General features: G+C 67.1%; 26 protein-coding genes. 15 read left to right on the top strand and 11 right to left on the bottom strand.

Features of this window, described 5'->3' with window-relative positions; genetic code table 11:
- The first annotated feature begins 21 nt into the window (after positions 1–21).
- The 3 genes from ACOZ4I_RS14100 (at position 22) to ACOZ4I_RS14090 (ending at position 2329) form a co-directional block, all read left to right on the top strand.
- Entirely contained in the window at positions 22–1008 is a 987-nt protein-coding gene (locus ACOZ4I_RS14100) for a methyl-accepting chemotaxis protein (RefSeq protein WP_424000602.1), read from the top strand.
- Positions 1009–1055: 47 nt separating this feature from the next.
- Positions 1056–1871: an SAMP-activating enzyme E1 gene (gene ubaA / locus ACOZ4I_RS14095; protein ID WP_424000600.1), complete on the top strand. Its 816-nt coding sequence runs from the start codon at positions 1056–1058 to the stop codon at positions 1869–1871.
- 92 nt (positions 1872–1963) lie between these two features.
- Positions 1964–2329, top strand: coding sequence for a DUF5658 family protein (locus tag ACOZ4I_RS14090; protein ID WP_424000598.1), 366 nt, complete (start codon positions 1964–1966; stop codon positions 2327–2329).
- On the opposite strand, the gene ACOZ4I_RS14085 is transcribed toward ACOZ4I_RS14090, so the two are convergent.
- On the bottom strand, positions 2326–3237 hold the full coding sequence (locus ACOZ4I_RS14085) for a cobalamin-binding protein (RefSeq protein ID WP_424000596.1): 912 nt from the start codon (positions 3235–3237) through the stop codon (positions 2326–2328). The genes ACOZ4I_RS14090 and ACOZ4I_RS14085 overlap by 4 nt on opposite strands.
- Positions 3238–3324: 87 nt before the next feature.
- Here ACOZ4I_RS14085 and ACOZ4I_RS14080 point away from each other — a divergent pair, with 87 nt between their 5' ends.
- On the top strand, positions 3325–3804 hold the full coding sequence (locus ACOZ4I_RS14080; protein WP_424000595.1) for an RNA-binding protein: 480 nt from the start codon (positions 3325–3327) through the stop codon (positions 3802–3804).
- A 3-nt stretch (positions 3805–3807) separates the two neighbouring features.
- Here the strand turns inward: ACOZ4I_RS14080 and ACOZ4I_RS14075 are convergent, their stop codons facing one another.
- Positions 3808–4227: a hypothetical protein gene (locus ACOZ4I_RS14075; protein ID WP_424000593.1), complete on the bottom strand. Its 420-nt coding sequence runs from the start codon at positions 4225–4227 to the stop codon at positions 3808–3810.
- Between the two features lie 145 nt (positions 4228–4372).
- Between ACOZ4I_RS14075 and ACOZ4I_RS14070 the strand changes: the two genes are divergently transcribed.
- The 3 genes from ACOZ4I_RS14070 (at position 4373) to ACOZ4I_RS14060 (ending at position 6530) form a co-directional block, all read left to right on the top strand.
- On the top strand, positions 4373–4732 hold the full coding sequence (locus tag ACOZ4I_RS14070; protein WP_424000591.1) for a cell division protein SepF: 360 nt from the start codon (positions 4373–4375) through the stop codon (positions 4730–4732).
- Positions 4733–4821: 89 nt separating this feature from the next.
- Entirely contained in the window at positions 4822–5766 is a 945-nt protein-coding gene (locus ACOZ4I_RS14065) for an ATP-binding cassette domain-containing protein (RefSeq protein ID WP_424000589.1), read from the top strand.
- Positions 5763–6530 carry an ABC transporter permease gene (locus tag ACOZ4I_RS14060; RefSeq protein WP_424000587.1) on the top strand — a complete coding sequence of 256 codons (768 nt, stop codon included), beginning with the start codon at positions 5763–5765 and terminating at the stop codon, positions 6528–6530. The genes ACOZ4I_RS14065 and ACOZ4I_RS14060 overlap by 4 nt, the downstream gene beginning before the upstream one ends.
- A gap of 441 nt (positions 6531–6971) precedes the next feature.
- On the opposite strand, the gene ACOZ4I_RS14055 is transcribed toward ACOZ4I_RS14060, so the two are convergent.
- Together ACOZ4I_RS14055 and ACOZ4I_RS14050 are read right to left on the bottom strand one after the other, a co-directional pair.
- The gene (locus tag ACOZ4I_RS14055) at positions 6972–7364 is read right to left on the bottom strand and encodes a DUF5611 family protein (RefSeq protein WP_162414694.1); all 393 of its coding nucleotides are present in this window, start codon (positions 7362–7364) and stop codon (positions 6972–6974) included.
- Between the two features lie 38 nt (positions 7365–7402).
- Positions 7403–8251, bottom strand: a complete 849-nt coding sequence (locus ACOZ4I_RS14050) for a DUF7093 family protein (RefSeq protein ID WP_424000585.1) — start codon at positions 8249–8251, stop codon at positions 7403–7405.
- 126 nt (positions 8252–8377) lie between these two features.
- Here ACOZ4I_RS14050 and ACOZ4I_RS14045 point away from each other — a divergent pair, with 126 nt between their 5' ends.
- The 3 genes from ACOZ4I_RS14045 (at position 8378) to ACOZ4I_RS14035 (ending at position 10685) form a co-directional block, all read left to right on the top strand.
- Positions 8378–9502, top strand: coding sequence for a PKD domain-containing protein (locus ACOZ4I_RS14045; RefSeq protein ID WP_424000583.1), 1125 nt, complete (start codon positions 8378–8380; stop codon positions 9500–9502).
- 83 nt (positions 9503–9585) lie between these two features.
- A complete protein-coding gene (locus ACOZ4I_RS14040) occupies positions 9586–10245 on the top strand; it encodes a hypothetical protein (protein WP_424000581.1) in 660 nt (219 codons plus the stop codon).
- Positions 10246–10391: 146 nt separating this feature from the next.
- Positions 10392–10685 (top strand): DUF6432 family protein, encoded by a 294-nt coding sequence (locus ACOZ4I_RS14035; protein WP_424000579.1) that lies wholly within the window; start codon positions 10392–10394, stop codon positions 10683–10685.
- A gap of 9 nt (positions 10686–10694) precedes the next feature.
- Here the strand turns inward: ACOZ4I_RS14035 and ACOZ4I_RS14030 are convergent, their stop codons facing one another.
- Positions 10695–11876 carry an MBL fold metallo-hydrolase gene (locus tag ACOZ4I_RS14030; protein WP_424000577.1) on the bottom strand — a complete coding sequence of 394 codons (1182 nt, stop codon included), beginning with the start codon at positions 11874–11876 and terminating at the stop codon, positions 10695–10697.
- A 70-nt stretch (positions 11877–11946) separates the two neighbouring features.
- Here ACOZ4I_RS14030 and ACOZ4I_RS14025 point away from each other — a divergent pair, with 70 nt between their 5' ends.
- Positions 11947–12567, top strand: coding sequence for a transcription antitermination protein (locus tag ACOZ4I_RS14025; protein ID WP_424000575.1), 621 nt, complete (start codon positions 11947–11949; stop codon positions 12565–12567).
- A 79-nt stretch (positions 12568–12646) separates the two neighbouring features.
- On the opposite strand, the gene ACOZ4I_RS14020 is transcribed toward ACOZ4I_RS14025, so the two are convergent.
- The 4 genes from ACOZ4I_RS14020 to ACOZ4I_RS14005 form a co-directional block, all read right to left on the bottom strand.
- Positions 12647–14257 (bottom strand): hypothetical protein, encoded by a 1611-nt coding sequence (locus tag ACOZ4I_RS14020; RefSeq protein WP_424000573.1) that lies wholly within the window; start codon positions 14255–14257, stop codon positions 12647–12649.
- Positions 14254–14994, bottom strand: coding sequence for an ABC transporter ATP-binding protein (locus ACOZ4I_RS14015; protein ID WP_424000571.1), 741 nt, complete (start codon positions 14992–14994; stop codon positions 14254–14256). Before ACOZ4I_RS14015 ends, ACOZ4I_RS14020 begins: the two co-directional genes overlap by 4 nt.
- A 75-nt stretch (positions 14995–15069) precedes the next feature.
- Positions 15070–16440 (bottom strand): RNB domain-containing ribonuclease, encoded by a 1371-nt coding sequence (locus ACOZ4I_RS14010; protein WP_424000569.1) that lies wholly within the window; start codon positions 16438–16440, stop codon positions 15070–15072.
- A 40-nt stretch (positions 16441–16480) separates the two neighbouring features.
- A complete protein-coding gene (locus tag ACOZ4I_RS14005; RefSeq protein ID WP_424000567.1) occupies positions 16481–16765 on the bottom strand; it encodes a DUF7562 family protein in 285 nt (94 codons plus the stop codon).
- Positions 16766–16947: 182 nt separating this feature from the next.
- On the opposite strand from ACOZ4I_RS14005, the gene ACOZ4I_RS14000 reads away from it, so the two are divergent.
- The 4 genes from ACOZ4I_RS14000 (at position 16948) to ACOZ4I_RS13985 (ending at position 21564) form a co-directional block, all read left to right on the top strand.
- Positions 16948–18525, top strand: a complete 1578-nt coding sequence (locus tag ACOZ4I_RS14000; RefSeq protein WP_424000565.1) for a bacterio-opsin activator domain-containing protein — start codon at positions 16948–16950, stop codon at positions 18523–18525.
- A 270-nt stretch (positions 18526–18795) separates the two neighbouring features.
- Complete coding sequence (locus ACOZ4I_RS13995) at positions 18796–19767, top strand: phytoene/squalene synthase family protein (RefSeq protein WP_424000563.1); 972 nt, start codon at positions 18796–18798, stop codon at positions 19765–19767.
- A gap of 49 nt (positions 19768–19816) precedes the next feature.
- Positions 19817–20536, top strand: coding sequence for a lycopene cyclase domain-containing protein (locus ACOZ4I_RS13990; RefSeq protein WP_424000561.1), 720 nt, complete (start codon positions 19817–19819; stop codon positions 20534–20536).
- On the top strand, positions 20533–21564 hold the full coding sequence (locus ACOZ4I_RS13985; protein ID WP_424000559.1) for a Brp/Blh family beta-carotene 15,15'-dioxygenase: 1032 nt from the start codon (positions 20533–20535) through the stop codon (positions 21562–21564). Before ACOZ4I_RS13990 ends, ACOZ4I_RS13985 begins: the two co-directional genes overlap by 4 nt.
- Positions 21565–21710: 146 nt before the next feature.
- Here ACOZ4I_RS13985 and ACOZ4I_RS13980 read toward each other — a convergent pair whose 3' ends face one another.
- Together ACOZ4I_RS13980 and ACOZ4I_RS13975 are read right to left on the bottom strand one after the other, a co-directional pair.
- On the bottom strand, positions 21711–21857 hold the full coding sequence (locus tag ACOZ4I_RS13980; RefSeq protein ID WP_424000557.1) for a hypothetical protein: 147 nt from the start codon (positions 21855–21857) through the stop codon (positions 21711–21713).
- Between the two features lie 169 nt (positions 21858–22026).
- Positions 22027–22617 (bottom strand): 50S ribosomal protein L15e, encoded by a 591-nt coding sequence (locus ACOZ4I_RS13975; RefSeq protein ID WP_424000555.1) that lies wholly within the window; start codon positions 22615–22617, stop codon positions 22027–22029.
- Positions 22618–22868: the final 251 nt, after the last annotated feature.

Below are 22868 nucleotides of genomic sequence, written 5' to 3'. Positions count from 1 at the left end.
GCGTCCGTTCTTCCGGATAGAATGTCTGAAAAGCACGTCGACGCTGAGCCGATGGCCAGTACCTCGGATATCGACGAGGATATCGACGCAGATATCGAAGACGAGATCGCCGAGGACATCGACAGGCAGTCCGGATACAGCCACGAGGCGGCGAGCGAGATCCAGACGATGCTGGCCGAGATGGAGAACTCCTCGGTCGACGTCGCCCAGGAGACGGACGACATCCGCGCACAGGCTGCCGAGCAACACGAGGCCATGACCGAGATCGCGAACGAGGTGTCGAACCTCTCGGCGTCGGTCCAGCAGATCGCCTCGTCCTCGGAGGAGGTATCGGCCGCCTCGCGGGAGGCCAAAGAACTCGCGGAGCGAGGCCAGGGCAACGCCGAGGACGTCCACGAGGCGATGGAGAACATCCAGCGGGCGGCCGACAGCGTGGCCGACGACGTCAAGACAATCCAGGAGAGCGTGGCCGAGATCGACGAGATCGTCGAGGTCATCAACGACATCGCCGATCAGACCAACATGCTGGCGCTGAACGCCTCTATCGAGGCCGCTCGCGCCGGCGAAGCGGGGGAGGGATTCGCCGTCGTCGCCGACGAGGTCAAGAGCCTCGCCGAGGAGTCACAGTCGCAGGCGACCACCATCGAGCAGATGATCGACGGGATTCAGGAAGACACCGAGAACGCCGTCGAGAGCCTCGAAGAGAGCAACAGAGAGATAGAAGACGGGATCGACACCGTCGAGGAGTCGACCCAGATACTCGGAGAGATCGACGATACCGTTCGCGAGGTCAACGATGGCATCGCCGAGGTGGCCACGGCCACCGACCAGCAGGCGGCCTCGACCGAGGAGGTGGCCAGCATGATGGACCAGTCGACCGCGGCGGCGAAGGAAATCGCCGACAGTACGGCCGACATCGCCGACGAGTCCGTCGAGCAGACCGACCTCCTCGCGGACATCAACCAGGCGATGGACGACCTCGTGGCGGACCTCGAACGGAACGCCTGAGGACGAGCGAACACGCCGTTTATTTCTCCGGCCGGTCAAGTCCCGCTATGCGACCGGACCTCGACCCGGAACAGCTCGACCGCTACTCCCGGCACATCATCATGGACGACGTGGGGCCCGAGGGGCAGGCGGCCCTGCTCGATACGTCGGTGCTCGTCGTCGGGGCCGGCGGGCTCGGGTCGCCGGTCCTCCAGTACCTCGCGGCCGCCGGGGTCGGTCGGCTCGGAATCGTCGACGACGACGCCGTCGAGCGGTCGAACCTCCAGCGGCAGGTGATCCACGGCGACGCGGACGTGGGCCGGCCGAAGGTCGACAGCGCCGCCGAGTTCGTCGCCGATCTGAACCCCGACGTGACCGTCGACCGCCACGGGGTCCGCTTCGAACGGGAGAACGCCCCCGGCCTCGTCGCCGACTACGATATCGTCGTCGACGCCTCGGACAACTTCGCGACGCGCTTCCTCGTCAGCGACGCCTGCACGCTCGCGGGGACGCCCTTCTCACACGGCGCGATCTTTCGCTTCGAGGGCCAGGTGACGACGTTCTCCGGCGACGGCCCGTGTTACCGCTGTCTGTTCCCCGAAGCGCCGCCGGAGGGGACGGTCCCCGACTGCGCGACCGCCGGCGTGCTGGGCGTGCTGCCGGGAACCATCGGCTGCATGCAGGCGACCGAGGTCGTCAAGCTCGCGATGGACTACGGCGAGACGCTGGACGGGCGACTCGTCGCCTACGACGCCGCCGAGATGTCCTTCGAGGAGATTCCCGTGGCCCCGAACCCCGACTGCCCGGTCTGTGGCGACGACCCGGCCATCGATAGCGTCGCCGACGCGACCTACGAGGGGCGCTGCTCGCTGGCCCAGGACTGAGCTGTCTCTCTATTGCCTCGTCGATTCTCACAGCTAATACTGCGACACCGAGCTTTATGCGCTGATAGTCCCGAGGTCTGTCATCGAGTCACATGCCGGAGACTGAGCGCCCCCACCCCCTCTCGATTCGCCTGCAGAAGCCCGGCTACGTCGAGCTGGTGTTCTCGCTGGTGCTCGTCTGGGGCTTCGGCGACGCGCTGTCGACGCTGTTCGCCGCGCGCTTCGCGGGGCCGGGACTGGAGGCCAACCCCTGGATCCGGGCGCTGCTGTTTCACGAGCCGCTGCTCGTCGTCGCGCTGAAGATGGCGGTCGTCCTCTACGTCGGCGTCGTCCTGCTGGAGTGTCGCGACCTCGTCGAGCGGGTCCCGCTGTGGCGGGCCTGGCTTCTCGGCGTCGTCGCCGTCGGCGCGCTCGTCGTCCTCGGGAACACCTACGTCGGACTGGCCGCGGTCGCCTAGGCCCGAACCGTGCCGAGTTCGGCCACGGCGTCCCGCGGCGGGGCCTCGAACAGGTCTGGATGGACGAGCGCCGCCAGGAACTCCAGCGTGTCGACCAGCCGCGGTCCCGACCGATTGACGTAGTGGTGGCCGTCCATTAGGTACGCCCGACCCTCGCGGACGGCCGTCAGGTCGTCGAAGCCGGGCCGCTCGGTCAGGTCGGCGAGGTTCTCGCGAGTCTGTGCCACGTCGAACCCGCAGGGCGCGACCGCCAGCACCTCGGGGTCGTACTCGCGGACCGTCTCCCACTCGCGCGGCCGGGAGTGCGCGCCGGCCGCTTCCAGTTCGTAGCGCCCGCCCGCCGTCTCGGCCATCTCCGGCACCCAGTGGCCGGCGACCATCACGGGGTCGAGCCAGTCCAGGACGGCCACGCGAGGGCGCGTCTCGGCCCGCGCCGCCGTCGTCTCGACGGCCGCGACCCGGTCCCGGAGGTCGGCGACCAGCCCTGCCGCGCGCTCGTCGCGCCCGACCGCCGACCCGACGCGGTGGATGGACTCGAAGAGGTCGTCGAGGCTGTGGATATCGAGCGTCAGCACCTCGGCGTCGAGCCCCAGTTCTTCGACCGCCTCGGCCACCAGCACGTGGTCGACGGCGCAGACGTCACAGACGCCCTGCGTGACGACGAGGTCGGGGTCCAGTTCCGCCAGCGTCTCGCGGTCGACGGCGTAGACGCCGTCGCCTTCCTCTGCCGCCGCGACCTGTTCGTTGATCTCGGCGCTCGACGCGTCCGGGTCGACGCGCGAACGGTTGACCGACGGTCGCTCGCGGGCGGCCGGCGGGTAGTCGCACTCGTGGGAGACGCCGACCGGTTCGACGCCGAGCGCGTAGACGATCTCCGTCGCCGAGGGCAGGAGCGTGACGACTCGCATACCTCTGTGTTCGACCGGGAGCGCAAAAGCCTCTCCCCGCCCGGCCGCTTCGTTACGCTTACCCTCCACCGCCGACGAGACGGGAGTATGGAAGTCAAGTCGCGTCACCACCTCCGCTCCGACGAGGTGGACGCCATCACCACGGCGCTGTCGGACAACCTCGGGGTCGACCTCGACGCAGACAGCTTCGAGAAGGTCGCGTTCGACGACAGCGACTGGGACGTCGTCCTCGTCGACGGCGACCCGCTCGTCCTTTACTTAGACGACGAACCGTTCTTGACCGTCCAGGGCGCGAATCAGCATCCGCCACAGAAGCACGTCGTCACCGTCGACGCCGGGGCCGTCTCGTTCGTCTCCGACGGCGCTGACATCATGCGACCGGGCATCACCGAGGCCGACGACGACATCAGCGAGGGCGACCTCGTCGTCGTCAACGAGGAGTCCCACGGGAAGTTCCTCGCCGTCGGGCGGGCGCAGACCGACGGCGACGACATGGTCGGCGACAGCGGGAAAGTCGTCAAGTCGCTCCACCACGTCGGCGACGACCTCTTCGAGTTCTCGGTGTAAGTCCTACCCCAGCGGCCGGAGTCCGAACCGGCCGACGCTCCGGCTCAGGCCGATTCTGACCGCCGCCTCGACGACGCCGGCACCCACCGCGACCCCAAGCAGCAGGGGCCAGACGGTGAGATACGACGACAGCGGGTGGAGGTGCGCTCCGTAGAGCCACTCGAACACCGTGTTGCCGAGCAGCCAGAGCGTCACGAGTACCGGTGTGCCGAGCGAGAGTCGGCCACAGAGGAACAGCGGGACGGCACCCGTGAGGAACATCCCGACGGCGGCGTAGCCGATTCCAAACGTGAGGGTCGCGGGATCCTGCGACGAAAAGCGGACGCCGTTCGTAAATACCCACGACAGCACGCCGATGGCATAGAGGACGCCACCGACGACTGCGACGGAGCTGTGAGTCGTCTCAATGGAGGGCAAGCGCATCGCTATCGGCCGTTGGTCCGTCGCTGAGTAACGCTTTGCCCCTGTCCGCGCACCGGCCCCGGTCACTACCATGGTCAATCAGGGGGATGTGGCGATACATTCGATGGACGAAAAGTTGAAACCGGTTGCGCACGCCGAGAGTGACATGGGACTGATGAGCAAGATTCTCGGCGAGTCGGGGTCGTCTCGGAACACCGAGGACTACGTCGAGCTGAACGCCAACGAATTCGACATGAGCGGGACCGAGGCCGAGCGGCAGGTCCGAATCGCCCGCATCAGCGACAAGCAGGACGTCATCGAGATCAAGGACGCCGTCTACGACGGCGACGTGGTCATCGCCGACATCACGCGCCACTCCACGCAGGACCGGACGATGGAACACATCAGCGACGAGCTCAAGCAGGTCGCAAACGAAGTCGGCGGCGACATCGTCCAGAAAGACGACGACCAGCTCATCATCACGCCCGCGGGCGTCGGCATCGCCCGGGAACGGCTCGGCCGATAGGCGACCTCGCCGCGGCGTTCATTTCAGTGTAACGGCCGGTTCGTCGGGGGTTCAATGCGTTTTTCGGTGTCGCCGCGCTAGCGACGCCAATGACAGACCCGGCGATACGAGCCAGTGGGGTACGAAAGCGCTACGGCGACGTGCAGGCGCTCGACGGGCTCGAACTGACCGTCGAGCAGGGGGAATTCTTCGGCCTGCTCGGACCGAACGGCGCGGGAAAGACGACGTTCATCAACACCCTGGTCGGCCTCGTCCGCAAGGACCAGGGCACCGCGGAGGTGTTCGGCTTCGACGTGGAAGACGACTACCGGGAGGTCCGCGACCGCATCGGGCTGGCCCCCCAGGAGTTCAACGTCGACCGATTCTTTCCCATCATCGAGGTGCTCGAACACAAGGCCGGCTACCACGGGATCGGGCGAGAGGAGGCTCGCGAGCGGGCCGAGGAGGCACTCAAGACCGTCGGAATCTGGGACAAGCGCGACACGCGCTTCGACTGGCTCTCCGGCGGGATGAAGCGCCGGCTCATGCTCGCCCGCGCGCTCGTCTCGAACCCCGACCTGCTCATCCTCGACGAGCCGACGGCGGGCGTCGACGTGCAGCTCCGCCACGACCTCTGGGACATCATCAACCGCATGAACGACGCGGGGACGACCATCCTGCTGACGACCCACTACATCGAGGAGGCCGAGCGTCTCTGTGACCGCGTTGCCATCATGGACGACGGCCGGAAGGTCGAGGTGGCGACGCCCGACGACCTGATGGCCCGCGGCACGGACACCATCGTCCTCGAACTCGCGGACCCCCCGCGGACCGCTCCGCGCCTCGACGTGGAGGGTGTCACGGACGTGGAACTGACCGACGAGGGGCTGTCCGTGACCGCGATGGGCGGGAGCCAGACCGCGCCGGCGCTCATGCGCGAACTCGAAGCACAGGGTCACACCGTCGCCTCGCTCGACATCCGCCGGGCGTCGCTCGAAGAGGTCTTCGTCGACATGACCCGCGACGAACGCGACTACGCGGAGGTGTCGGCGTGAACCCCAACGCGACCCAGCTGCTGACGCTGGTCCGTCGGGAGGTTCTCAGGTTCGTGCGCCGGCCCTACAACACGTTCCTGCCGCCGATCATCACGAACGCGCTGTACTTCTCCGTCTTCGGCGTGATACTCGGCAGCCGCATCGGGTCCATCGCGGGCGTGAGCTACATCCAGTTCGTCCTCCCGGGGCTGGTGGTGCTGGGAGCCATCTCGGACAGCTTCGAGAACGCCTCGTTCACCATCTTCCACGGCCGGTGGAACGAGTACATCCAGGCCGTGACGACCTCGCCCATGTCGAACCGGAGCATGGTGTCCGCCTACGTGACCGCGAGCGCGCTCCGGGGGGTCATCACGTCGCTGCTCATCATCGGCGTCGGCCTGGTGTTCACGTCCGTTCCCGTCTCGCATCCGGGCTACCTGGTCGCGTTCGTCCTCGTCATCACTACGCTGTTCGGCGGCCTCGGCGTCGTCGGCGGTCTGTGGGCGAGCGACTTCGACTACCTCACCGTGATGAACCAGTTCATCCTCCGGCCGCTGGTGTTCTTCGGCGCGGTGTTCTACTCGCTCGACGTACTGCCGCCGCTCTGGCGCAGCGTCTCGCTACTAAATCCCATGGTCTACATGGTGAACGGTGTTCGCTACGGCATGATCGGCGTCACCGAAATCGACCCGAACACGTCGCTCGCGGTCCTGACCGGCGTGACTGTGGTCGTCCTGTCCATCGACTTCGCGCTGTTCAAGCGCGGTTACGGTCTGACGGAGTGAGATCCCAACCGGTGGGCGTCGCACTCGCCGGTCGCGCGACGCCACTCGCCGTCGGTTAGGATCTGTAAAAGGGGGACGTGCCCTCGGCGGCTGACCCGGATTCGGAATGCCGGATTGGGTCCGCTCCGGCGGGCGGACAAACTATGACAGGGTGCCCCGGAACCGGGTTCCGTGGCGACACGAGTGGACTCGTGACCCGGATACTTGTGAGCGCCTCCAGGTGTGGCGTATGTTAGATTATGACATGTAGGCATTTAGGTGTGACGCCCGTCTGACGCGCGGTGATACTCGGACCCGCTGTGACGGAGCAGTCGCTACGGACGGCTCGTTCAGGTAGCACGTCGGCACGCGGCTTCAAAATGCAGTCTCTCGCCGCTCACGAACCGGAACTGCGTGCTCGGACTTCGATCGCGCCCGCAGAAATTCCGCGACGGCCGGACCTTAGACGTTGTCCGGCGCGTCGGCGTCGTCCTCGACCGAGCGCTTCAGCGAGTCGCGGCGCGCCTTCGCGTCGCGGTCCGTCGCCTCTTCGAGGAAGTCGTTTTTCTTGGCCACGGCGTCCTCGGCGGCGTCGACGTGCCCCTCGGCGATGACCTCCTCTGCGGGGCGCTCGTCGATATGCAGTGCGAGTTTGTCCTTCTTCGATCCGTACTCGACGCGGCCGGCGACGACCCGCTCGAACACGGGGTTGTCCGGCTCGTCGACGACCAGCAGGTCGTTGCCCTCGTACTCCTCTGTGTCAGTTACTGGTCCGAAGTATTCCTCGACGAACGCCTCCATGTCAGGGACGCGGTCTTCGAGATGCTCGCCCCGTCGCATCTTGTACTCTCGCATGGGCGAGTTTTTGCGAGGGGCTGTCTTACCCTTTGCGTTCACTCGTCGCGGTGATTGATAAGTGACCCCTTGTGGCACTCGGGACAGAAGTCGCCGGCGCGCAGCGAGGTCGATTCGACCTCGGTCGTGAACCCGCACTCGGGACAGCGGAACTCTCCCTCGGGGACGGTCACGGCGTTCTCACCGACGGGCTCGACGTCGGATTCGTCGTCGTCATCCGCGGGCATCGTCTCGGGCGACCAGTCGTCGCCGCCGTCGTCCGGTTCCTCGGGCCACGCGCCGGGCTCTCGGTCGCCGCTCGTCTCCTCGTCGTCCTCCTCGCCGAGGATGAGACCGTCGTCTTCCTCGGGGTCCGTCTCGTCACCGGCCAGCGCGTCATCGCCCTCGGCGTCCGGCACGTCGACCGACGTCGTGGGTTCGTCCAGTTCTACGTCCCCGCTTTCGCCCTCGTCGTCGCTCTCGTCGTCGTCGATGATCTCGGCATCGTCGGCCGACGGGTCGATCGGCTCTGATTCCTCGTCCGCTCCGACGCCTCCCACGTCCCCGACATCCGTGTCGACGGGCTCCTTCTCGACGCCCTCGTCGACGCTGTCCCAGCCCTCGGACGCGTCGTCCGTCTCGTCGTCTTCGGGGGGTTCGAACTCGCTCTCTCCCGGTTCGGCTTCCGCCGCGTCAGCGTCGTCGTCGACGAGGTCGCCCGCGATGTCCGAGGGCGTCTCGATGGACGTCACTTCCTTGTTCTCCGAGACGATCCGTGTGTCTCCACACCGTTCGCAGGTCTCCCGTTCCTGGATGGTGATTACGACTTCGCTACCCTGCTCTTCGCGCTCGCGCTCGACGGTGGTCTCACCGTACTTGTGCCCGAGGACGGAACATTTGAGACCCATTGTCAGAACTTCCCGCCGTGGTATACTTAAACCCTGCCCGTTCGCCCGTCGTCACGTGACAGCCCAGATTTTATTTCACACCTTTTTACAAAATTTTATAACAGATAGCGATCCTACGATTCGTCAATGCGTCGGACGACCGCGGCAATAGTCGCGCTGTGCCTGCTCCTACCGGTCCTCGGTAGCACGGGCGCAGCGGCGGCGAACGAACCGCCGCTGCCCGACGCTGGCCTCGACCAGTCGGTCGAGCGCGGAACGACCGTCCACCTGGACGCCAACGGGTCGCGCGACCCCGACGGCGACGTTCGCCGCGTGGAGTGGACGATTCGAACTCCCGACGGCGCAACGCGCACGCCTGACTGCCCGACGTGTGTCCAGACAGCGTTCACTCCGACCGAACTCGGGGAGTACAACGTCACCGTCGCGGTCACCGACGACAACGGGACCACCCGCGTGGACACGCTCTACGTCTCGGTGACCGACCCCAGCGGACCGACGGTCTCGCTGTCGTCGCCCACGGCGCTCCCCGTCGGTGCGCAGCGGAACCTCTCGGCCAGCGTGACGGCCGGCGACGCGTCCCTCCGGTCGCTCGCCTGGCTCGTCAACGGGAGTCTGGTGCAGCGAGCCCCCCTCGCCGGCGACAACGCGACCACGACGCAGCCGTGGACGTTCAACACCACCGGACCGATATCGGTCCGCGCCGTCGCGTACGACGCCGCCGGCCGCCGCGGAGCCGCTAATCAGACCGTTCGCGTCGTCAGTTCGACCGGCGGCGGTGGCGGTGGCATCGGCTCCGAGCCGTGTCCGGGCGGCACGATCAACTACTACGATAGCTCCAATCAGAACCGAGGGTGTACTGATACCGCATCAATGGTCATTGATGACACTGTCGTGGACGTGGATGGGAAACCTGGTGTATGGCTGCACCAGAACAACGAACTTGTCCAAATGGCTGGTCCGAATGAAGTAGATGCACTTTCAATAAACGGGAGAGGTGAAACTTTTGATAAACGTAAACTAACCGAAAACTACGAGAAGGAGAAAGCCTCGAAGCAATCGAGCAGTAGTAGCCATGAAGATGACAGTAGTAGAGATGATGGTGATAGTGACGGAGCACCTTCTGACAGTGGCCATATCGCACAACTGTTTGATGGTTCTACTGACACTGATAGTGGGGATAACAATGAGGGGAACACAGGGAGTAAGGATTACGGCAGCAGTGACTGGAATGGGCCAGCTTGGGGAGTATAATGCCTGACGAATACGATAGGGTTAATGACTCGTCTAGAACGAAGTAATGTTATTTGATATCGCATGAGAAAAATCGAAAAATAATGACTCGAACAAAAACGATCCTCACTATCGTCACCATCGTACTGCTTACTACGTCCGCTGGTTGCTCTACACTCGGGACAAATCAGAACGACGAATCAATCTCTACACTGACATCGAAGGAAACAGAGTCTCCAACAGAAATAGCAAAGACGGAAGAGTCAACGCCGACAGCTGGACAAACTGCAAGTATCGTTATTTCTACACCAGAGCCGACGGAGGTAGATCCCTATAGCGAACGGCGTAGTAAGTATGAAGAATTCGATAAGGAATTTCGAGAGACTGCCAAGATTGATCCTTCAACGAATATTAGTACTACCAAGATTTTCCCAGCAAATGAGAGTTATCACGTAAGATATGTGATGAACAATCCGGAAAATAAAACGATCAGCGCTAAAGAACGGCGAGGATTGATTTTCACATATTCCGTTATTGTCGACGATGCGAATTCAGAGAGTAGTGAATGGGATCATACTTGGATACCCGACACGGTGAATGTTACCGCTGTGACTCCGGATGGTGAAGTGTATGAGACAGCATATATCAAATACATCTGGGCATACAAGGTTCACGAAGGATCCATGTCGCTATATCGTTACGTTGTCAAATACGCTGGATCACTTGAAGGGGGTCCAGCCGGACCTAACTATCAGGATAACTAAGAACAGATAATCGTGATGCTTGATACCCGTATTTCTAACTACTTCTCAGGGCTGGTATTGTTTATTCAATCTCGACCGGTTCCGACAGCGCTTCACTGTTCCTAATGAGGGACAAAGATTAGACCCGTCCGGTTATAGAAGGGAACATGAGAGCGAAGCCGGAGTATCGCGACCGGGACGAGACCGAGGTTGCGGTGCTCGACGCGCTCGCTGACCGCCGCGAGGAGGGGATGACCGTCTTCGAACTTCGGTCGCGGACGGAGGAGAACATCGACCGGATCGAAGACGCGCTGGCGGCCCTCAAGGCGGACGACCTCATCGAAGTCGAAGACAACGGCGAGCGGACGGTCATTCTGCCGGGGGAGGACGTGGTGGGCGACGACGTGCCGGACGAGGAGAGATCGCTGCTGGACCAGATTCGCGAGCGGTTACCGTTTTAGCTGGGGCGCTCAGTCGTCGGCCGTCGGCGTAGCGGCGCAGTTGTTCGGCCCGAGTTCGAGTTCGAAGGCGGTGTCGTCGTCCGCGGTTTCCGTCCCGAGGTTGATGGCGATGATGCGCTGGAAGTTGGCCGGCCGCGGGGGGATGTCGTCGCAGACGGCGTCGACGAACGCCTCGCGGTCCATCGAGAAGGCGGAGAGACTGTTGCGAAGGCTCCCCAGCGCGGCCGTGTAGGTACCGTCGGCCGTGGGCGTCGAGGTCTCGCCGTAGTGGCCCGGCGCGACGAGCGTGTCATCGGGGAGCGCGGCGAGGCGGTCGATCAGCGTGCGGTGGAGGTCGCGGGCCAGGTCGCGCGCGCCCTCGGCGCCGGCTTCGAGGTCCGGTCGAGCGACGCCGTCGAGGAAGACGCTGTCGCCGGCCAGCAGCACGTCGCCGACCGCGAACCCGGTCATGCCGGTGGTGTGGCCGGGCAGGGGATGGGCGCGGAGCGTCGCCGAGCCGACGGCGAGCGTTCCGTCGTCGGGCAGCGCGGTCACCTCACTCGTGACGCCGCGGGCGACGGCTCGCGCGGGCATGACCGGTTCGGCGTCGGTCTCGTCTGCGAGGCGTCGGACGCCGCTGACGTGGTCGGCGTGGACGTGCGTGTCGACGGCGAAGCGGAGCGTCGCGTCGCGTTCGGCGGCGTCGGCGACGTAGCGGTCGGCGAAGGCCCGCAGCGGGTCCACGACGGCGGCCTCGCCGTCGCTGACGACCATGTAGCCGAGACAGCCCGACGCGGGGCGTCGATACTGGACGACGGTGGCCGCGTCGCAGGGGATCTCACGGGACTCGTAGACGCGCGCCCACCCCTCCATCCCGTCGGCGAGGTTCTGTGCGTCGACGCCGTGTTCTGTTAGGAGGCCGGCGACGAAGGCGCTGGCCTCGCCGCGGGCGCAGACGACGGTTATCGGCCCCGACCCGGCCACGTCCGCGACGAGGGGGTCGACCTCGCCGGTCACCTTCGCCTGCAGGAACTTCGGGAACGGGACCTGGGTCGCCGTGACCGACGGGCCGGCGATGTGCCACTCCTCGTACTCGTCTCTGTCGCGAACGTCGAGCAGTCGGACGGAGTCGCCGGTGTCGAGCCGCGATTGCAGCACCGCCGCCGACAGGGACTGCGGTTCCGTCGGGGGTTCCGGGTAGTCCTCGGCCATACCGGACGTAGGTCGCTCCGGCAGATAAACCGGGCGGGGAATTGAAGCCCGCGCCGGCCCCAGCGAGCGTATGGACGCGCGAGCCACGATCGACGCGGTGCGGGACGCCACGGAGACGGAACGCGACCGACTCGGGTCGGACAAGGCGCTCGTCGCCGCCACCGGCGCGTCGCTGGAGCCCGACGCGGTCCTCGAAGCCACCGCGACCCGGGAGGCGGGGCTGGCGAGCGCGCTGGGACAGTGGAGTGACGAGATATCGGACGACGCGGAAGCCGAAGGCGAAGTCGCAGCCGCGATCGACGAGGCGGCCGCGGCGGCCGCCGAGCGTCGTGACCGGATCGACGCCGACGTGGGGGAGCCCGACGCGCTCTCGGCGCACCTCGAAACCGTGGATGGGACCGTCAACCGCGTGGGGGCCGGACTCGTCGCGGCCCCGCTGGTCGCCGACCGCTTCTACCTGCAGGTGGTGAACTTCTTCGTCAACGAGGCCGACGAGGGTCGCGCCGACCTCGCCCGGGAACTCAGATCCGACGCGTCGTCGCTCGACCGGGCCGAGACCGCCCTCGCCGCCCTCTCGGACTCGGAGCGAGGCGACGCGGCGGCGGCCGCGACCGAGGCGGTCGAGGCCGCCTACGACGGCTACGCCGAGACGCTCGACGCGATGGGGCTCGACCCGAAGCCGATCTGTTGAGCGGGGCGGACCGTCGCTGGTCTGGGTCCGGTGGCCGCTCGTATCGCACTGTCTGTCGCGCCGCACTGACCGCTCGCGCTCAATCGAAGCGGTAGGTGGCGACGCGGTTCGCGGCGTAGCGGAAGCCGACGGCGGCACTCGCCAGACAGAGGAGGAGCGTCGCCGCCAGGCCGCCGCCCAGGAGCCACGGCTCGTCGCCGAGCGAGAACAGGTCGTGGACGCTGAACAGGAACGCCAGGCTCGCCGGCGCGACAACTGCGCCGAGGACGACGAGGTAGCCGAGGAAGGCCCAGCCGCTCGGAACGACCACCTCGCGCCCGTAGACGGAGGACCGCTCGAACTTCGGGAAGACGACGCCGGTTCCGACGGCGATGGCGGGCGCTCCGACGGTGGCGACGAGTGCGGTCGCCAGAGCGACGACGAGCGTCAGCGGCGGCGTGCCGGCGGCGACGCCGACGCCGCCGACCAGGACTGCCGTGAGCGCGACGCCGGGGAGCGCGCCGGCGAGGACGAGCCCCGAGACGAAGGCGCGCCCGGAGACGTTCGCGGTCAGCGTCAGCGGGAGGACGCGCTCCTCGCCGCCGAGCGGATTGAGCGTGAACGCCGCACCCGCGGCCGCCGCGGTCGCGAGCCCGGCGGTCAGCGGGAACGTCGGCGGGACGACGCCCTCCAGCACCACGGTCTGGAGCTGGAACACCAGAAAGAAGAACGGCATGGCCGCGTACTGGACGGTGATCGGCGCGCGCTTCGTCCGAAGCCACGACTTCTGTGCGACGACGCGGGTCGCCGTCGAGACCCGCCCCCGGAGGAGTCGGTCCGAGAGCGTCCGCTCGTCGGGGTCGAACTCGTGGTCGGGCTGGACCGGGTCCGCGTACCAGGTCCGCCCGGCCAGCCACAGACACGCGACCGCACCGAGCGGGAGGCTCCCTGCGAGTGCGACGGTCGCGACGCCCGCGTGGACGGGGTCGGCGCTGGGATTCCCGAGCGCCAGTAAGACCGCGTCGGCGGTCCACGACAGCGGGGACCGCGTGGCCAGTCGGAGAATGCGCGTCTGCACGGACGGAATCGTCGTCATCGTGATCCAACCGACCGCGAGCGCGAGGGAGGCGAGCCCGCCGAAGCTCGCGCGGTGGCGGGCGACGACGGCGCTCCGACTGGCGACCAGTTTCGTCACGAGTCCCAGCCCGTAGCCGCCGAGCGTCCCGAGGACCGCGACGAGGAGCGAGCCGACGAGGACCACGAGCGCGACGCCGAGACCCGCGTTCCCGGCGGCGAGGCCGAGCGTCAGCGCCAGCAGTGGGAGCCCGAGCCCGGCGAGCACGCGACCGACTTCCGCGACGACGAGTCCGGCCAGCGCGTCCTCGTAGGGAATCGTCGTCAGGAGCCCGTCCGCGGCGTCGGGCTCGCCGGTCGACTTCACCGCGTGCTGAAGCGTGACGAAGCCGACGAGTCCCAGCAGGCCGCCGATCGCGCCCGTCGTCGCGAGCCTGACGGCGTGCGGGTCGCTCTCGGCGAGCGCGCCGCCGAGAAACAGCGCCGCCGCGCCGATGGCGAGGCTGTACAGTGAGATCATGAGACCGCCGCCAGCGAGCGTGAGCGTCCCGCGAGCCGTCCCGAGGAGCTTTCGCCACGTCCGCCGAAGCTCGGTCCGCGCGACGAGCAGCGCCCGGCGGCCGTCCGGTCGTCTCATCGTTCTGCCGGCCGCTCGCTGGTCACGTCGAGGAACACGTCTTCGAGCGTCCCGCCGGCCGCGATTTCGTCGGTCAGCTCGGCCGGCGTGCCTTCGGCGACGAGGTCGCCGTCGTACAGCACCCCGACGGTGTCGGCCAGTTCCTCCACCACCGGGAGGATGTGCGTCGAGAGGAACACGGTCGTCTCCGCGGCCGCGACCTCGCTGATGGTGTCACGCACCGTCCGGGCCGCCCGCGGGTCGAGTCCCGAAGTCGGTTCGTCGAGAATCAGCACCTCGGGCTCGTGTAACAGCGCCTGGACGAGCCCGAGCTTCTGTTTCATCCCCTTCGAATACGTCTCGACGCGGCGGTCGGCGTCCGCCGAGAGGTCGAAGCGGTCGAGCAGCGACTCCACGCGCTCCCAGTCCTCGTGGCCGCGCAGGCCCGCGACGTACTCCAGTTGCTCGCGACCGGTGAGTTCGTCGTACAGCGGCGGTTCCTCGGGGAGGAAGCCGATCCGGTCGACCACGGCGGCCCGGTCGGAGACCGGTTCGCCCGCGACCCGCGCCGTCCCCGAGGTCGGGTTCGTCAGCGTCGTCAGGATGCGGATGGTCGAGGTCTTGCCCGCGCCGTTGGGGCCGAGAAAGCCGAAGACGCTCCCGCGGGGCACGGTGAGATCGAGGTCGACGATGGCGCTCGTGTCGCCGTAGCGCTTCGTCAGTCCGTCAGTCGCAACCGCCGGTGCTGGAGGGCACATACTGGCAGTGCCGACCGGCCGGAAAAAAGGTCTTCCTGTTGGTGTGACCGACCGTCCGGGCGCGCTCGGGCGGCGCTACTCCTCGGCCGCCTCGTCGTCGTCCGCAGTCTCGTCTTCTGTGGCTTCCTCGTCGTCCGGGTCCTCGACCACTTCGATGCCGCGGTTGTTGACCGCCGAGGGGTCCAGGCCGACCTCCTGGAGGAACTGCTTGTACTCGCGCTCGCACTGCTCTGCGTCCTTCTGACGGTCGCTGGCGCGGTCACACAGCGCCACGAGGTCCTCGGGCACGTCGTTGGTGTAGACGATCCAGTGGTTGATGAGGTCAGAGAGCCGCCGGATCGGCGAGGTGAAGTGGCCGTAGATCTCGAAGTTCAGCGCGTGGTGGCCGCCGAAGGGGTCGTTCATGTACTTCGCGCGGGGCATCACCTTCATCACGGCCCACTGGATCTTATCGAGCTGGCGGCCGGGGGCCTGTTCGAGCGTGGCGTTGACGGCCTTTCGCGGGTCGTCCCACGCGTCGCCGGGGATGGAGACGCCGTCGAGTTCCTGGATCTCGACCAGCGCCTCGTCCCACTCGTCGGGGCTGGGCTGGGGGTGGACGCGGTACATCGCCTCGACGCCGCGTGACCACATCAGCTCGTGCGTGACGGCCTTGTTCGCCTTGAGCATGCACTCCTCGATGATGGTGTGAGCGCGGTCCCGCGCGGGGTTGAGGACGAGTGACCCCTCCTCCTTGCGCTGTTCGTGCATCCGGTCAGCCAGCTCCCAGACCTGCTCGGTCTTCTCCGCGAGGTCGACGCTCTGGTCTTCGAGCAGGTCGGCGGCGCTGTCCGGGTCGTCGAGCAGGCGCTCGGCCTCGGTGTAGGTCAGCCGGGCGTCCGAGCGGATGACGGACTTGTAGATCTCGATCTCGTCGTAGCCGAGGTTCTCCTTGTCGAGGTGCATCTCGACGGTGTGGGCCAGTCGGTCCTCGTTGGGGACCAGCGAGCACACCGTCTCGGCGAGGACGGGCGGCAGCATGTGGACGGTGTAGGCCGGGAGGTACACCGTGTTCCCGCGCTCGACGGCCTGGTCCCACATCTCCGTGTCGGGGTTGACGTAGTGGGTCACGTCGGCGATGTGGACCCAGAGGACGTACTCGTCGTCTCGCTCCTCGACGGAGATGGCGTCGTCGAAGTCCTGTGCGTCGACCGGGTCGGTCGTCCAGGTCGTCATCTCCCGGAGGTCCGCTCGCTCTTCGACCTCCTCCTCGATCTCGGCCTGAACGTCCTCGGTGCGCTCGCGCGCTTCCTCGAGGACTTCCGGCGGGAACTCGTCCGGGATGCCGAACTTCTCGAACAGTTCCTCGCGCTTGTTCTCCAAGTGCCGGGCCAGCTCCTCGTCGATCTGGACGGGGCCTTGCCCCTCGGCGGTCCCGGCCGCCGCCTGCGCGTCCTCGGTAGTCATGTAGCCGGGTACGAACAGGGTGTAGTTAGGACTGTCGGGGTCACTCGGCCGCGCTGTCGCCTTCGGAGAGTTCCCGGAAGCGTTTGAGAAACGTGTCGCGGTCGGTCTCGCCGGCGCCGGCCGCGTCGAGGGTGGTTTCGAGTCCCTCGCGGGGCTGGCGACACAGGTCGGCGAAACAGGGCTTACAGAGGTGCTCGAACGCCTTGTCCCGCCGGTCCCACCGGTCACCGTGCTTGTCGTACTCGCGGGCGTCCGACCGGGCGACCGAGTCACCGCAGGCGATGCAGGTGACCGAGCGCTCCCGGGCATTCCGGGACCCGAACATACCCGTTGGTAGTGCCTGACAGTGTATTGAGTTTTTCGCAGGGGCAACGTCTGACCGCACTGCTCCCCGCCAGCTGCCTGTGCCGGTCCCGTCGGCGCGCTTCGCTCGCCTCGTCGGGCCACACGTTTATTCACCGGCCGCCACTAGAGAGGGTATCGGCTACTCGGAGCCGGGGACACCGAATGAAGCCACCAGAGACACTCACGCGCTCGACACTGGATACGCTGCCGATAAACATCGCTGTCCTCGACGCTGACGGGACGATACTGTTTACGAACCGCGCCTGGCGGGAGTTCTCGAACGACGCCGACGACGAGATGGAGGGCACGAACTACTTCGCGACCACCGACGTCGACGCCGACGAGTACGCCGGCAAGGCGGTCGCGGGCATCGAGTCGGTCATCGACGGTGAGGAGGACCTGTTCACGATGGAGTACCCGTGTCACTCCCCGGAGGAGAAACAGTGGTTCCTGATGCGGGTCGCGCCCCTGTCGGACACCGAGTCCGGGAGCGCGGTCGTCGCCCACATCGACATCACGCAACGGAAGCTCGCCGAACTCGCGGCCGAGCGCCGCAGCGAGGAACTCCGCGCAGAGCGACGGAACCTCGAACACCTCGTCGACCGCGTCGACGGCCTCCTCAAGGCGGTGGTGGGCGACGTGCTGACCGCGGACTCTCGCGAGTCGATCCAGCAGACCGTCTGCGACCGACTCGCGGCCACCGAAGGGTATCGGTTCGCGTGGGTGGCCGACCTCGACCTCCGCGACGAGACGCTGGCCCCGGTCGCGCTCTCGGCCGACCGCGACGACCCGCCGTCGATTCCCCTCGACGCCGACGACCCCGTCGCAACGGCCGCCCGGACCGAGGAACTCCAGGTCGCCGCCGACCTCGACGAGCGCCACGAGCAGTTCGCGGGGGCCGAAGTGGGGTCGGTCGCCGCCGTGCCGCTGGTCTCCGGCGACTCGCTGTACGGCGTCCTCACCGTGTACGCCGACGGCGAGGACGCGTTCGACCCCCGCGAGCAGGTGGTGCTCCGGACCATCGGCCGAGCGGCGGCGGCGGCCATCGACGCCCGCGAGACCAGTCGGCTGCTGACCGCCGACAACGTCACCGAACTGCAGTTGCGCATCACCGATCCCGAGGTGTTCTACATCGCGGTCGCGAGCGAACTCGGCTGTTCCATGGAGTACGGCGGGAGCGTTCCCGACGGCGAGGCGACGGTGATGTTCTTCCTCGTCGAGACTGACGACCCCTCCGCCGTCTGCGCCGTGGCCGCCGACCACCCGCAGGTCTCGGGCGTCTCGCACGTCTCGACCGCCGACGGGGTCGCCCTGTTCGAGTTCGCCGTGGACGACCCGCCGGTCGTCTCGACCGTCGCCGACCGCGGCGCGCAGACGCAGAGCATCGTGGTCGAACCGGGCGCGGCGACGGTGACGGTCACACTCCCGGCGACGACGGAGACCCGGGCCGTGGTCGAACAGGTCCGGGATCGCTACCCCGAGACGGAACTGCTCTCGGTCCAGGAGCGCGACGAGCCGCCGGTCTCCCGGCAGGCATTCATCGCGACCGTCGAGGAGCGACTGACCGACCGACAGCTCACGGCGCTACGCAAGGGGTACCTCGGCGGCTTCTTCGACTGGCCGCGGGACGTGTCTGGCGAGGAACTGGCCGAGTCGATGGACATCTGCCCGTCGACGTTCCACCAGCACCTCCGGGCTGGCGAGCGGAAACTCCTCGAGGAGGTGTTCGACAACTGGTGAACGCGGCCAGCCGACCGACGACCGGCGGGAACAGGCCGCCACGCGCCGAGTCCCGTCGCCGTCCCCGAAGTGATTTGGTAGTCTGCTTATCCCCGTCACGGCCGTATTTCGGAGTAGTGACGCAGCACCCGTGTCCCGTACTCGATCGCCGATTCGGCGGGACACAGACTCCCCTGAGCGCATTGCCACGTCCGACAGCACCCACTCGGTCCCCGGCTCGGACAGCGCCGTCGACGCACCGCGCACCGAGAGACCGCTCGACCGCTTTCCATGCACTCTGACAACATCCAGACCAGCAAATCGATACAGCAGGAGACCGGACGGACGTTCCACCTCGCCACTCGCCTGCTCCCGGAACGGATCCGCCACCCGACGTACGTGATGTACGCCTTCTTCCGGGTGGCCGACGAGGTCGTCGACCGGCGGGACGGACCCCCGCCGACGGTCCAGCACGAGCAACTGGAAGTGATCCGCGAGGCCGCGCTCGGGAACGTCGACCCCGCCGACACCGACCACGAGGCCGTCATGGCGGCGTTCCAGGACCTCGCCGCGCGCCACGATATCTCCGAGGACACGATCAACGTCTTCATCGACGCGATGGAGATGGACATCGCGCAGGCCCGCTACGAGACCTTCGAGGATCTCCGGGAGTACATGGCGGGGTCGGCCGTCGCCGTCGGGACGATGATGACCGAGGTGATGGACCCGCCCCAGAAGGAGGCGGCCCTGCCTCACGCGGAGGCGCTGGCCGAGGCCTTCCAGCTCTCGAACTTCCTGCGCGACGTGCGCGAGGACATCCACGACTACGGCCGGGTGTATCTGCCCCAGGAGACCCTCTCCCGCCACGGGGTCACGGAATCGCAACTGGCCGACGCCGAGGTGGACGAGGGGTTCCGCGCGGTGATGCAGGAGGAACTGGCCCGCACGGAGGAGCTGTACCGCGAGGGCGTCGCGGGCATCCGGTACCTCCCGGAGGACTGTCAGTTCGGCGTCCTGCTCGCGGCGGTACTGTACGCCGAACACCACCGGCTCATCCGCGACCGCGGCTACGACGTGCTGACCGAGACGCCGGAACTCAGCCGTCGCCGCCGCCTCTGGCTGCTCGCCCGCACCTGGTGGCACTGGCGGCGCAACGGCGACCCGGAAGCGACCTTCTACACGGTGAGCGCCGTCTCCGAGCGCGGGGCCGGGGAGCGTCCGACGGAGGTCCACGGTCACGGACAGCCGACGTGGCGCGGATGACGCGCCCCACAGCGCCGGTCACATCCCGTCGACCCCTCGCCACGGATCGATGACGCCGCCGCTCTCGTACCTGCAGTTTCACGCCCTGTTCGTCGCGCCGGTACTCGCGGCGCTGGCGCTGACGGCCACGTATCGCCTCGGCAGCCGACGGGCCGTCCTCTCTGGAACCGCACTCCTGACCGGGCTGGCCGTCGTCTACACGATTCCGTGGGACGGCGCGCTCATCCGCCGGGGCGTCTGGTGGTACGGCGAGGGGGCGGTGCTGGTCCGGCTCTGGTCCATCCCGCTCGGCGAGTACCTCTTCTTCGTCTTCCAGACGGTCGGCGTCGGGCTGTGGACCGCCCGGTTTCGCGTGGACACCGACCGCCCGCTCGCGACGCCGCTTCCGACGCGGCTGGTCGGCCTCGCCGCCGCCGGAGCGGTCGCGGCGGTCGGCCTCGCCCTCCTGCGGGCCGACGCCGGGCTCTATCTCGGCTCCCTCCTGGCCTGGAGCGCGCCGATCCTCGCCCTCCAGTGGGGCTTCGGCTGGCACTTCCTCGCCGGCGAGTGGCGGACCGTGGCGGCGGCGACGCTCGTCCCCGCGGCGTACCTCTGTGGCATCGACGCCCTCGCGCTCGGACTGGGTCTCTGGACGCTCTCGGGACAGTACACGACAGGGTTCGCCGTTCCACTGGTCGGCCTGCCGATCGAGGAAGCGGTGTTCTTTTTCCTCACGTCGCTGTTCGTCGTCCAGGGGGTCGTCCTGTACGTCTGGCTCCTCGACAGATGACGCTGACCGCACACGCGACGGCCGCCGCCCGCGCGACGCTCTCCCGGGTCGCACTGGTGCCCGGATGGGCCGCCAGCGCCGCGCTCGTCGTCCCGTTTCTCGCTGGGGTCTCTGTCCCGCCGACGCTGCAGTACGTCCCGCTGGTCGCCAGCGTCGCCGTGCTGGGACTCCCTCACGGCGCAGTCGACCACCTCGCGGTCGCACGCACGCGAGGCGAGACCCCGGACCTGCGTGCCGTCGGTCGCGTCGTCGCGCTCTACGGCCTCGTCGGCGGGACCTACGCGGCGGCCTGGTTCCTCGCGCCCGCCGTGTCGTTCGCCCTCTTTATCGCTGTGACGTGGTTCCACTGGGGGCAGGGCGACCTGTACGCTCTCGTCGTGCTGGCGGACGCCGACCACCTCCGATCGCTCCCCCAGCGGGCCGCGACGGTCCTCGTCCGCGGCGGCCTGCCGATGCTGGTCCCGCTGCTCGTGTTCCCCGCGTGGTATCGCCGCGTCGCCACCGATCTCGTGTCGCTGTTCACCGCCGACACCGCCGCCCTCGCGTGGGCGTTCCGACCCGACGTTCGCGCCGCTCTCGCCGTCGCGTACGGTGCGCTCGTCGTTGCGACGCTGGCGCTCGGCTACGCCCGCACCGAGTCCCGCCGCCCGTGGGCGCTCGACGCCGCCGAGACGCTGGGCCTGGTCGCGTACTTCGCCGTCGTGCCCCCGGTGCTGGCTATCGGCGTGTACTTCTGCCTGTGGCACTCGCTGCGCCACGTCGCTCGACTTCTTCTCGTCGACGACGCGGCCGCAGCCGCCCTCGGTGACGGCGACCTCACGAGGGCGGTCGCCCGTTTCGCCCGCGACGCACTCCCCCTGACCGTCGTCTCGCTCGCGCTTCTTGGCGGCCTCTACGCCCTCGTCCCGGACCCACCTGCGACTGTTCCTGGCTGGGTCGCGCTGTATCTGGTGTTCATCGCCGTCGTCACCCTCCCGCACGTCGTGGTCGTGACGGTGATGGATCGGGAGCAGCGTATCTGGGCGTAGTCCGGCCGGACCGCACAGGAGCAGCGTATCTGGGCGTAGTCCGTCCGGACCCAGGACATTGGGCGTCGTCGCCACTGATAGCCGATCGTTTCGAAGAACGTGACGACAAAACCGCGTCAGCGGTTCAGATTCGATTCAGCGACCGATCAGAGTCCGCCCGGCGGGAACAGTCGCAGGGCGGCGGACTTGTCGCTGGCGATGACGGTCGAGTCGGACCCCGCGGACCGCTGGACCTTCTTCCCCAGCCACTTCTGTACGTCTTCGGACAGTAGTTTGAGTTGTGGTTTTCTCATTAAACACCACTTTGGCACCCAAACGTATAAACTTTTCATACACAATAGTTCATACGTCCATTAATAATGGATGCATTTAGACAATAGTGCTGCGCGAGTCTGGTGGCTGGCCTTCCGAACGAGCGTGTCGCGACTGGACGCGTCAGACGAGAAAAACGGCTCGTCGGCGTTACTTGCCCTTGCCGCCGTTACTGCGCAGCGACGGACGGGTCTTCTCTGCGCCCTTGCCCTTCGTGCCGAGGCCGCGGTTGCGGCGGCCGGCACCGGTCAGACCGCGGAAGACGCGGTCGGCCTGATCGTCGGCACAGATCCAGTTGAGGTCGTCGTCGTTCTGGATCGCCGGGTGCTCCGGGTCGATGAGGATGACTTCGTGCCACTTCTGGCGGCCGTCCTGACCGACGGAGTAGCTGTTGAGGACGCGGAGGTTCGGGAAGGTCCGGGAGGCGCGTTCCTCAGCGACGCGCTGGATGTCCTTCCGGCGGGTGATGCGCGTGACGCCCTGGCGCTTGGAGCGGCGACCGGCCGTGTGTCGCTGCTTGCGTGCGCCGCCCTTGCGGACGGAGACGCGGGCGACGACGACGCCCTGTTTCGCCTTGTAGCCCTGCGAGCGGGCCTTGTCGAGGCGCGTCGGGCGCTCGATGCGCTCGACCGCGCCCTCGTCGCGCCACTCCTGCTGGCGCTGCCACTGCAGTTCTGCGAGCTGTCCGTCGCCCGGGTTCTTCCAGGCCTCTCGAATGTAGGAGTATGCACTTCGTGCCATATGTGTTCACCACGGGCGTTGCGTGGTTCAAGTCGCGTCCCGCGACTCACATCCCGACCTGCACACGCAGGTGCCCGCTGGTGCCCGTCGTCCAGCGAGTTACTACGGGATTTGCCACTGGGACTCTTAAGCGATTCGGACTGCAGACACGGGTGTGACGACCTCACGCGGCCGACCGTGCCGGAACTGTGACCGGGGGGACTCGGGTCAGATACCGGCCTGCGTGGAAACCACCCTCGATACGCTGGGTA

Source organism: Haloarcula salina, from assembly GCF_049603855.1.
GTDB classification, from domain to species: domain Archaea; phylum Halobacteriota; class Halobacteria; order Halobacteriales; family Haloarculaceae; genus Haloarcula; species Haloarcula salina_A.
Note: the sequence above shows the minus strand (reverse complement) of the source record. Positions and strands in the feature narration are given on the sequence as shown.